This is a genomic window from Limnospira sp. PMC 289.06, assembly GCF_032350395.1.
In the GTDB taxonomy this organism is placed as follows: Bacteria; Cyanobacteriota; Cyanobacteriia; order Cyanobacteriales; family Microcoleaceae; genus Limnospira; species Limnospira platensis.
The window spans coordinates 1-10,233 of record NZ_JARPLC010000147.1; the positions used below are offsets into that span (position 1 = coordinate 1).

The following is a 10,233-nucleotide window of genomic DNA, read 5'->3' on the forward strand; positions in this document are numbered from 1 at the left end:
AAGCACGGTTTGGAATGGGAGTGGGGGAAGGCGACTTCCCTCTCGACCCCTACCTGGTTCAAGCCAGACGTTCGGTTTCCCTAATCATGGATGGTTGGCAGTGGTCTCGATTCCGGTATTAGGTTATACCTTGGAGCCTTCCGTTCCCCGCTTCAACCCTGGGGTGTGAATCCCCAAATTGGGGGTGGCTACCGCCGTTACTCTCAACTTTCTGTTATCCTGGGGTGGTCACGCCCCGTTAAGTACAGTCCGTATATTGACCTTGAGTTCCCTGCCTTATCTGGTGAGCTCTATCTCCGCCAGATGTGGGGACACATAGATAGTTATGGGATGGTCAGGGTCGCAAATCCTTATATTCAACCGAGGGGTTTAAGTCCCACTAGGAGGTGATTTCAGGCATCTCAGCCCTATTTGGTCTCCTAAACGTTTCGCACCTATCTATATATCCTAATGCCAAAATCATAGCCCTTCGGGAGCCGGTTTGACTGATGGGGTTGTACTAATCTGCCCAGGCTGTGGCGATGGTCGCGTTTGTAACTGACTCGGGGAGTAGCGAGCGATCGCCATTAACGGAAAAATGAGGGTGAATAATGCAATAACCGCACCCACCAGATCCGAAAATCCATAGGTAGGACTTCCCAATAAACTGGCAGGTTGACCGTCTGATTCCATATAAACTTATGACACTAAAAACCAGGTCAGACTTGGTATACTAGAATATGCACTGGGTATTTTACCATAAAAACATCCAAAAATCAAAAACCGAACCCGATAAATTTTCCATCATCTCCAAGGGTCTGGGAGCTAGTTTTTTCGCAAATCATTATATTGAGTTTGAGCCACATCCAACAATGTTAAGACCTGCTGCCATAGGGGGTCATTGGCATTAACACTACCACTGCACTCAGTTTTGATCTGATCTCGTAGTTGGTTAAACCGACCATTAACATCCAGATTGCGGGAACCTTCCCGATTTTCATTTGTAGCAGAAGTCGAAATAGGTTCGCTATTTTCCAAGGCTTCCTGAATATCTTGGGCTGTTTCCGCCAACATCAAAGCACGATGGGCAATATTTTCAGGAAGTGATGGGCGATCTGATAAAGCAATGCGAGACAATTCCAACAGAAACTCTCGCACCCGTCCCACCCAATCAAGATGTGCTTCTTGCCATTGCCAATTAGTAGACTGGTAGAGACCCGCTTGATTTTTGATAGCGATCGCCTGTTGCGCCAGAGGTAGTGCAGAAGTCGAAACAGTACCAGGTAATTTAGGGATATCAGCTAAAGCGGCGCGAGCAACTTCAATCAACAGGTCATTCACCTGTTCTATCCATTGTCGGTCAGAATACGGTCCGTTTAACTCAGTCATTATCTAATCTAAACTTGGTTCAGGCTGAAATCTAAGATCCGGGGTTGACGACCAATTTCCTCACTACCCATCAATAGCCAACCCGCCATCTCCGAGATGGGGAGGCGCAAACCTCTCCGTTGACACACCCCCAAGCCTTGATGAGGCTTAGGGATTTTCTGATTAGTTGTGAGACCCAAAGCCCCAACAGAGAAACGATGAGGGAAAACAGCCCCCTGCACTATTTTTCTGTGAGCTTCCAAACACCATCCCAGGTTTCACTGGGGGGCTTGGTGGTCTCATATAGTATACACCGATCGACATGAAGTTTTGCTGCTTTATTTTGAGCATCGATCGCCAAAACCGCCAAAAATTCGTGTTTAGCATTTCTAAAGGCTTCTTTAGCCTTCGAGGCAAATTTCTTGCGGCACAGATCGATGAGTTTACGCACAGCACTGATGGCCAATTGTGCCCCTTCATCAGCTAACATCTGCTTAGTTTCATGATCAGCCGTAAACTGCTGAAGTTTAGCGACCAGCATTTTTTTAGTCTCACGGGGAGTTAAACCATTAAGAATTTCCTCCATCCGATCAGCCATTTCTTCCGGTGGCGTAGCTGCTAACTGGGCTAGAGATAATCGTCGGACAGTATTTGAGCCGAGAATCTCCTCCAGTTGTAGAAGGGACATCTCTTCCAGCATTTGTTTAAGCAGCTCACGTTCATTGTAGGAGAGTTGTTTAAGTTGGGACTGAGAAAAATCTTCCAGTTGTGCCAAAAGTGGAACGATATCGGTATCAGTGAGTTTTTCCATGGCGGGTTTCAGGTAAAATTCCCGACCCCGATGGTAGTGGTCGATAATTTGTTGTTGTTCATCAGGAATGGGCCTAGCCTGTTTTCCTTCCCGAATACCAACCAACTCATAAATCCTAACGGGCTGACTTTTACCCTTAACCGTAATCAAATCAAGTTCGCGAACAATCAGGCGATCGGCATTAGGGAGATAAGTATTTTCACTAATTACAATATCAGTTCCATATTGCTTGGTGGTACCCTCCAAGCGAGAAGCCAAGTTAACGCCATCTCCAATAGATGTCAACTCCATCCGCTTGCTAGAGCCAATATTACCACTGATTACCTCATCAGAATGCAAACCCATACCAATTTTAATAGGCATCAGTCCTTTAGACACACGCAGATCATTAAACTCTATCAAACGGTAACGCATTTCCACCGCCGCCTGCACAGCCATCCACTGATGATTTGGTAGAGGCGCAGGAGAACCAAACACAGCCATCAAAGCATCCCCAATATACTTATCTAGGGTTCCCTGATGATTCAAGACGGTATCGACCATCTCCTCAAAATATTCGTTAAGCATACTCACCACTTCCTCAGCCTGCAACTTTTCGGTGAGGGTCGTGTAGCTGCGGATATCACTAAACAAAACCGTAACATCCTTACGGGTTCCCCCTAGTTTAATTTCACCACTAGCTAACAGAGATTCCGCCACAGCCGGGGTCATGTACCGATAGATCAAGTTCTTAACTTCTTTTTCCCCGCTAATATCCTCCATGACCACCAAAGCCCCGCTGACTTTTTCAGGATCATTAATGTCAGACATGGAATTAATCGACAGGTTAATACTTTGGGAAATTTCCGAAGCACCTGATAAGAGGGTTTGATCGGGATAATATTGTTGGCGGTCCTTAGCATCTTTGGGTTTCAAAGCCAAATCGAACCAGCGGGCGAAATCACCATCTTTGAGATGGATTAACTCTCGTACTGATAAACCGTGAGTCACCTGGGATTCAGTCAGTCCCAGTAATTCCACAGCACATTCATTGGTAGCAATGATCCGACCCTCTTTGTCTGAAGAAATCACCCCATTAGTCAGGCTGCGGAGAATGTCTTTCTGTCTTTGCTCTTGTTCTTTCACCTTTTGGAAGAGTTTGGCATTCTGAAGAGCAATCCCAGCTTGGATATTAAAAGCCCGCATAAATTCGAGATCATCTTTATTAAAGCTGGCTTTCCATTGCTCAGGAGGATCTGGCCAACTAGCCGGGTCGTAAGCTGCGTACTCCCCTTGTTTTTTCTTGTTAATCAGTTGGGTAACGCCGATTAGTTGCTTGTCGGCATTATAAACGGGCATACACAACAGGCTACAGGTACGATACCCGGTTTTTTGGTCCGTTTTCTTCGATTGTTCAGAGCGAGGGTCTTTGTATACATCGAAGGGGATCAGTAAAGGCTCACCGCTTTCGGCAACAGTTCCCGCAAATCCGGCATTTCGGGGAATCCTGATTTCCGTCAGATTGCCATTAATGGGAATTTTGGTCCACAGTTCGTCTCGGTCTTCATCTAGTAGCCACAGAGTGCTGCGATCGGCATTCATTAACTCCTTAGCCTGATCCATAACATTGGTCAGGGTTTCTTGGAGATCGAGACTGCTTTTGCTGAGGGCATTAACCGCATTCATCAGCGCCGAAGCGGCTCGCTGTCTCTGGGTGGCTGAATAGAAGGATTTAGACGATTGCAGGATCAGCCGAATGGAGGGGGCGAACTCATGGAATACCTGTTCATCTTCCCCTGTAAAGCCGATAGTATCGACTTTTTCCTGTAGGGGGGATGATGGATTAATATCGGGTTTGAGTTTGTTTAATAGTTGTACTACCGCTACTAGATCCTCATTCTCATTCAGCAGAGGCATGGCGATCATAGTGTAGGTGCGATAGCCATTTTTTTCATCAAATTTTTTGGCGGCCGCCGATCGCGGATCATCATAGAAATCGTAGGGAATATTAACGATTTTCTTATGGGTGGCTGCTTCCCCCGCAATGCCAGCACTGGCCGGAATCCTTAATTCTAAGGGTTCTCCGTCTTCTCCTTTAGCAACTATAGACCAGAGTTCGTGCTTTTCTTCGTCCATCAGCCAGATCGTGGTGCGATCGGCGTTGAGAAGTTCTCCTGTTTTAAAGGTAATCGAGGATAACATTTCGTTAAGAATTGCCTCGAATCCCTGGGCATCCAGGAGATTGTCCAGCATCGACAGGGTTTCGTTAACTGTTTTTAGTTTATTTTCAACATCTTTAACAACTTCAACAAAGGTTTCTTTTTTTAGAGGAGCTAAAAAATTCGAGAAATTCCCACTGGTACGGGCTAACCCAGAGGATGATTGGTTATTACCATGGGGGGGTTTACCCCCTGATGAGTTGCCCGCCGAACGACGGGAAGATGTGAAAATATTTCCGTCTCCGTCGATGACATCGACATCAACGGTAGCAGATACAGCAGGATTTGGAGGCATCGAATTGTTTGAAGATGCGGATTTCATAAACCTTTACCAACAGGTTGGATCTGTGCTCATATTCAGGGGCAATCGGTTTCGGATAGTTGAAATTAGGATGAGACCTTTCCCAAGCATGGACATATACAACTGTTTATCAGTTTATGGCCATTTTAGCCGATTGCTCAATTTCCCAAGGATTTTGCTGATAATTATATAAGTGTCGCACTGGATCGCCACTTCTATCTGTGTTTGTTGGCACTAACTTTTATTGCTGATCAAAATTTGTTGGGCTTGATAGGGAACTTCCCTTGGTATAATTAAATTTGACCACAATTATGCTACTCGGGGTCTCTCCCTATACCCGCAGGATTGGTGAGGGATGAATCTGTAACCTAATCTTTGGACACAGTTACTCATTCATCCCCAAATTGGGTGGCTATGGTTCGGATAGGGCAATTTCAGCAGTCCGTAGGGCGGGCGATACTACGGAGTATCGCGGAGCGATCGCGGTCTTGCTGGTGGGAATCGTAGTGCGGGCGGGTGCGGGAAGTTAGCTGGTGTTTCCAATTGCTGATCTATTACCTGCCACTAGGCACAGACTCCAAGCAGCGCCCTAACTGTTTCTGGTGGTTGATGACGATCGCGCTCCTACGGTATAAATTAGCCGTGATTTGAATGCCTCCATTAATTGGGAGACAGCATACGGTGCGTTGCATCGATCAACTTTCGGGAAAACCAGCCAAGGAGCGTATTGGCAACGCACGCGGAAAGGGTAACTTCAAATCTCTAGTGAGTGATCCAAATCTCGAAGCCCCTTGCAGTTTGTGAGGTGGTGTGTCAACATAAAACTTCTGACTTAGCGCGAGTTCTCATGCAGACTGAGGCTTTTAGTGAGCTTTTTCCTCTTTTTAAAGGGGCAAACCCAGAAACTCTGGAATGGTTGTTGTCGGTGGCTGTGAAGCACGAGTATCCAGCTAATCGTGCGATCGTGATGGAGGATGCTTGGGGAAATGCAGTTTATTTCATCGTTTCCGGGTGGGTCAAGGTACGGCGACTGTCGGGCGATAATGTAGTCACCCTGGCTATTTTGGGGCGAGGTGATTTTTTTGGTGAAATGGCGATTCTCGATGAGTCTCCACGAGCCAATGATGTGATTGCTTTGTCCTCTGTACGATTGATTAGTGTCTCGGCTCAACGATTTATTCAAACGCTGTTTAAAGACCCACAACTTCATCATCGAATGTTGCAACTTATGGTGCGACGTTTGCGCCAAACTAACCAGCGTTATCAGATCCGACACCGCCCTCCGGCGGTTAAGTTGGCTAATACTTTGGTGGAGTTGGCGGAAAATTATGGCCAGATGACGGAAAAAGGGGCTGATATTTTTAACATTCCTGAACAAGATTTGGCTCATGTTACTGATATCAGCCTCGAAGAGACTAGCAAAATTATCGAAAAACTCAATAGTAAGGGTTGGATTAACATTGATACCGAACGTCAGGTGATCCATTTGATTAATCTCAAGCACCTTAATCAATTGGCTAATCAGTAGGTTTTTCCTCTGGTGGCTGGCTCCTTCGCTCTTGGGGCTTGAGCTAAAATAGCCCTAATTTGTCGCTATTTTTCTGTTTAATGACTCAAGCTATTAGAACCCCCTCCCCAGAGGCTGCTAACTCGACGGTAGCCACCGATTACCTGGTTTCTATGTCCCAGCCGGGGTCTCATTTGTTTGAGGTGCGGTTGCAAATCTCTCGACCAAATTTGGCGGGTCCGATAGTGGACTCCGGGGTGATTGATTTGAAAATGCCGGTGTGGACTCCGGGTTCTTATATGGTGCGGGAGTATGCAAGACATTTGCAGGATTTTCGAGTATGCGATCGCCATGGTAAATCTCTGTCCTGGTCTAAGGTCAGTAAAAATACATGGCGGCTACAAGCAGGAGAGTCGGACTCGCTCATAGTCCACTACCGTATCTACGCCAATGAGTTGACGGTAAGAACTAACCATTTGGATAGCACCCACGGCTATTTTAATGGGGCGGCTCTGTTCTTTTATGTTCCTGGGTGGGAAAATTTGCCGATCCGAGTGGCGATCGCACCTCCAAAGGGTTGGTGGGTTACTACCAGTTTACCGTCCGTTTCAGGGGTCGAAAATACCTTTGAGGCGGCGGATTTTGATACCTTGGTTGATAGTCCTTTTGAGATTGGCACCCATCAGGTTTATGATTTTGAAGCGGCTGGAAAACCTCATCAATTGGCAATTTGGGGCCAAGGAAATGGTGATGTCGATCGCTTAATTACAGATTGTCGGAAAATTATTCACGAGGTTAGCAATCTATTTTCGGGTCTTCCCTATGACCGCTATGTGTTTCTATTGCATTTGTCCAGTCAGGGTTATGGAGGACTGGAACATAAAAATTCCTGCTCTCTTAATTATCCTCGGTTAGGATTGCGAGACCGGGATAAGTATAACCGCTTTATGCAGTTGGTAGCTCATGAGTTTTTTCACCTCTGGAATGTTAAGCGCTTACGCCCGAAAGAGTTGGAAGTGTTTAACTATGAACAAGAATGTTATACGACTTCTTTGTGGTTTTGTGAGGGAGCAACTAGCTATTATGATGGGTGGATTATTTACCGGGCTGGTATTGTTGAGGTTAAGGATTTTTTGAATGGTTTATCTAAGGATATTTCCCGATTTTTAAACAGTCCTGGGCGGTTTGTTCAACCCCTGGGTGAGTCGAGTTGGGATGCTTGGATTAAGTTATATCGCCGCGATGCTTATAGTGACAATAATCAAATTTCCTACTATTTAAAAGGGGAATTGGTGTCATTGATGCTGGAACTGTTGATTCGTAACCGTCATGGAAATAGGCGATCGCTTGATGATGTGATGGTGCTAATGTGGGAAAAATTCGGTAAATCGGAAAAGGGCTATACGGCGGCGGAGTTACAGTCGGCGATCGCTTCGGTGGCGGAAATGGATTTAGATGATTTCTTTAACCGCTATCTTCATGGTACTGAAGAACTGCCTTTAAATGATTATTTGCAACCCTTTGGTTTGGTAATTAAACCTCAAAATAATGATATTGTTCCTGATTTGGGTTGGCGACTGGCGGCGGAAAATGGCAAGACAATAGTTAAATTTGTAGAAGCGGGAAGCCCAGCACAATTGGCGGGAATTGATGCTGAGGATGAATTATTAGCTATCAATGGTTTTCGGGTGAGCGTTGAAAACATTAGCGATCGCTTGCTAGACTTTCAACCTGGGGAGCAGGTCAATATCAGCTTCTTCCATCAAGACGAATTGCGAACCTCTGAAGCTATACTGCGCGCCCCCCGTCCCAGTGCTTATAAAATTACCTCCGTTGAAGAACCGACCCCGGAACAGCAGCGCAATTTTGAGGGATGGCTAGGCTGCCCATATCACAAATTGTAAAAATTGGGTGGGTTTAATACCCCGCCCCTGGTGGGCGGCTTTAATTTCCTGAAGAATTTACAAATACGGTAGTTGAGACTGGAAAGCTACGCCCACAAGGGGCGTAGCACTTCACCCTCATGACTAGAATCTAGTGAGTATTCAAATCGAGCTTTAACAATCGCTTACCGTGAACCACAGCCACAACCGTGACAACATCTCCCTGAATACGGTAGATAATCCGGTAAGTGTAAGCAAACTGTTCTCTAACGGTTTCGTCACCAAACTCCTGAACAATACCACCGGAGAGGGGACATTTGCTCAGATTTCTGGTAGCCTCAATGATTCTCTGTACCACCGCCGCCGCATAGGAAACTGAGTCTCGCGCAATATAAGCCGCGATCGCATCGATATCATCAATGGCTGTCGGTGACCAAACTACTTGATAACCCATTTACTTACTAAACCTTCCGCTTCCTCTTGTGTTAATCTTCGTTCACTATCTGCAATAGTAATACCCTGGCGGTACTTTTCTATAACATAAAGATGATATTGAATATCCTCAAGACTGCAATCCTCCGGTAAATTTTTCAGCAACAACTCAATTTCTTGTTTGACGGTATTCATAAATAAGGTTTCTTTTAATTTAGTTAGTCTCGGTCTATTATATAGTAAATGGAAAATACCTACTAACATTCGTCAATTTCCAGAGCAGCCATAATAATTTTGTCGGCTCAAAAAGATGTAATTTAGGGAGAGTATAGGATATTGATAGAGTGGCGTGGGGGATAGCCCACTGTTAATCGGCAGATACCGGAGGGTGCGATCGCACTTCCCCCGGAAATACTGTTAGTCCCAACTAGGTTAACTATTGGGTTATGCAAACTTCATGGGAGAACCGGAACCGAGTAGGGGTCGAGAGAGATGTCGCCATCTCCCCCTCCCAGACAAAACCGTGCTTGCGAGTTTCCCAGCACACGGCTCCTAATTTGACTGCTCCATTGTTAAGGATACAGCATTGGCGTTATCTAGCGCCGTTTGATCATCATGACAGTGGCGGTGTAGTAGTTGAAGATTCTTGTATTCGTCCTTTCCGCCGTGGCTTCGAGGTACAATGTGGTCTACTTCAACTAAATCTGATGGGGTGAAGTATTGCCCGCACCAGGCGCATAGGCTTTTTGGCTTTTTGAGTAGTATGGCTACCCTTGTTGGCGTTTCAATTGCTTGTCCTTTTCTGGTTGCCCAGTAGGTCCAGTTTCCGTCATCAAGTGTGGCGTCGGGGCGTATTAGGGTATGTCGGACAATTGGATTCACATTATGATTCCATAATGTGAATCCATCCTTGGTTTTGAATACCCAAGTTTCATGGCTTTCTTTCCCGTTGCTTAGTTTGACCGTTCCGTGTCCGAAATAGTTTCTTAGCTTTTCGTAACTTGCCATTCCGCATCTCGAATCTGTCCATGCCCGTAACATTTCAAAAACTATGTGGTCTAGTTTTCTGAAGGTCTCAGATGAGACTACCCCTGAGTAATAGTTAGACCATCCCCGAATCATCGGGTTTAGCTTACTAATCAAGGCTGATTGGGGTGCAGTTTTATGTTGTTTGATTACACCTTTTATCACTTCTGTATGGGCTTTAACTGCTTTGTTGCTGGGTTTAATGTGGGTTGGGTGTCCGATTAATCGGCTTGCTATCCCACCTGTCTTCCCAGATATGTGTTTTCCAACTGGGTATTGCCTGATATTGAATCCGAGAAAATCAAACCCAGGCTCTTGGGTTTTGCCATCATACTCAATCCTATTGAGTGTATGACCAATTCGAGTCTTTTCAGGTTTGATTTCTAATCCCACTGGCTTTAACCATTCAGAAATGGCAATGGGGCACTGTTCAATGATTCCTAAGTCTTTGGATATGACCACGAAATCATCGGCAGATCGCATAAGGTTAACCTGAATAGCTGTTCCTTTGTTTGGATACATTTCTTTAATTAACCTTTCCATTCCCAACAGTGCGATGTTGGCGAGTATTGGACTTATTACCCCTCCTTGGGGTGTCCCTGCTTCTGTATCCTCAAATACACCGTTATCTAGCACGCCAGCTTTGAGCCATTGTTTCAGGTCTCTCTTCAAGCTGCTTGGACAATGAATTTTGGACAGTAGGTAATCATGGTTCACGGTAAGAGCAA

General features: G+C 45.5%; 9 protein-coding genes. 2 read left to right on the forward strand and 7 right to left on the reverse strand.

What is annotated here, in order from left to right:
- Positions 1-459 precede the first annotated feature (459 nt).
- The 4 genes from P5674_RS20830 to P5674_RS20845 all read right to left on the reverse strand — a co-directional run bounded on the left by P5674_RS20830 (position 460) and on the right by P5674_RS20845 (position 4,651).
- On the reverse strand, positions 460-672 hold the full coding sequence (locus P5674_RS20830; protein ID WP_006617123.1) for a hypothetical protein: 213 nt from the start codon (positions 670-672) through the stop codon (positions 460-462).
- A 132-nt stretch (positions 673-804) separates the two neighbouring features.
- Positions 805-1,368, reverse strand: a complete 564-nt coding sequence (locus P5674_RS20835) for a hypothetical protein (RefSeq protein ID WP_006617124.1) — start codon at positions 1,366-1,368, stop codon at positions 805-807.
- 8 nt (positions 1,369-1,376) lie between these two features.
- Positions 1,377-1,589 carry a hypothetical protein gene (locus P5674_RS20840; protein ID WP_006617125.1) on the reverse strand — a complete coding sequence of 71 codons (213 nt, stop codon included), beginning with the start codon at positions 1,587-1,589 and terminating at the stop codon, positions 1,377-1,379.
- Positions 1,589-4,651: a GAF domain-containing protein gene (locus P5674_RS20845; protein WP_006617126.1), complete on the reverse strand. Its 3,063-nt coding sequence runs from the start codon at positions 4,649-4,651 to the stop codon at positions 1,589-1,591. Before P5674_RS20845 ends, P5674_RS20840 begins: the two co-directional genes overlap by 1 nt.
- Before the next feature lie 853 nt (positions 4,652-5,504).
- On the opposite strand from P5674_RS20845, the gene P5674_RS20850 reads away from it, so the two are divergent.
- A complete protein-coding gene (locus tag P5674_RS20850; RefSeq protein WP_006617127.1) occupies positions 5,505-6,185 on the forward strand; it encodes a Crp/Fnr family transcriptional regulator in 681 nt (226 codons plus the stop codon).
- Positions 6,186-6,265: 80 nt separating this feature from the next.
- The gene (locus tag P5674_RS20855) at positions 6,266-8,068 is read left to right on the forward strand and encodes a M61 family metallopeptidase (protein WP_006617128.1); all 1,803 of its coding nucleotides are present in this window, start codon (positions 6,266-6,268) and stop codon (positions 8,066-8,068) included.
- A gap of 130 nt (positions 8,069-8,198) precedes the next feature.
- Here the strand turns inward: P5674_RS20855 and P5674_RS20860 are convergent, their stop codons facing one another.
- From P5674_RS20860 to P5674_RS20870, 3 genes are all read right to left on the reverse strand, one after another.
- Positions 8,199-8,501 (reverse strand): type II toxin-antitoxin system RelE/ParE family toxin, encoded by a 303-nt coding sequence (locus P5674_RS20860; protein ID WP_006617129.1) that lies wholly within the window; start codon positions 8,499-8,501, stop codon positions 8,199-8,201.
- The gene (locus P5674_RS20865) at positions 8,486-8,743 is read right to left on the reverse strand and encodes a hypothetical protein (RefSeq protein ID WP_006625968.1); all 258 of its coding nucleotides are present in this window, start codon (positions 8,741-8,743) and stop codon (positions 8,486-8,488) included. Before P5674_RS20865 ends, P5674_RS20860 begins: the two co-directional genes overlap by 16 nt.
- Before the next feature lie 288 nt (positions 8,744-9,031).
- Positions 9,032-10,233 (reverse strand): group II intron maturase-specific domain-containing protein (locus P5674_RS20870; protein WP_315642988.1); only part of this gene is annotated, 1,202 nt, incomplete at its 5' end.

What these genes read in the sequence shown, in the direction of transcription:
- P5674_RS20830 (WP_006617123.1), bottom strand. Translation starts at nt 672, where the DNA reads ATGGAATCAGACGGTCAACCTGCCAGTTTATTGGGAAGTCCTACCTAT.
- P5674_RS20835 (WP_006617124.1), bottom strand. Translation starts at nt 1,368, where the DNA reads ATGACTGAGTTAAACGGACCGTATTCTGACCGACAATGGATAGAACAG.
- P5674_RS20845 (WP_006617126.1), bottom strand. Translation starts at nt 4,651, where the DNA reads ATGCCTCCAAATCCTGCTGTATCTGCTACCGTTGATGTCGATGTCATC.
- P5674_RS20850 (WP_006617127.1), top strand. Translation starts at nt 5,505, where the DNA reads ATGCAGACTGAGGCTTTTAGTGAGCTTTTTCCTCTTTTTAAAGGGGCA.
- P5674_RS20855 (WP_006617128.1), top strand. Translation starts at nt 6,266, where the DNA reads ATGACTCAAGCTATTAGAACCCCCTCCCCAGAGGCTGCTAACTCGACG.
- P5674_RS20860 (WP_006617129.1), bottom strand. Translation starts at nt 8,501, where the DNA reads ATGGGTTATCAAGTAGTTTGGTCACCGACAGCCATTGATGATATCGAT.
- P5674_RS20865 (WP_006625968.1), bottom strand. Translation starts at nt 8,743, where the DNA reads ATGTTAGTAGGTATTTTCCATTTACTATATAATAGACCGAGACTAACT.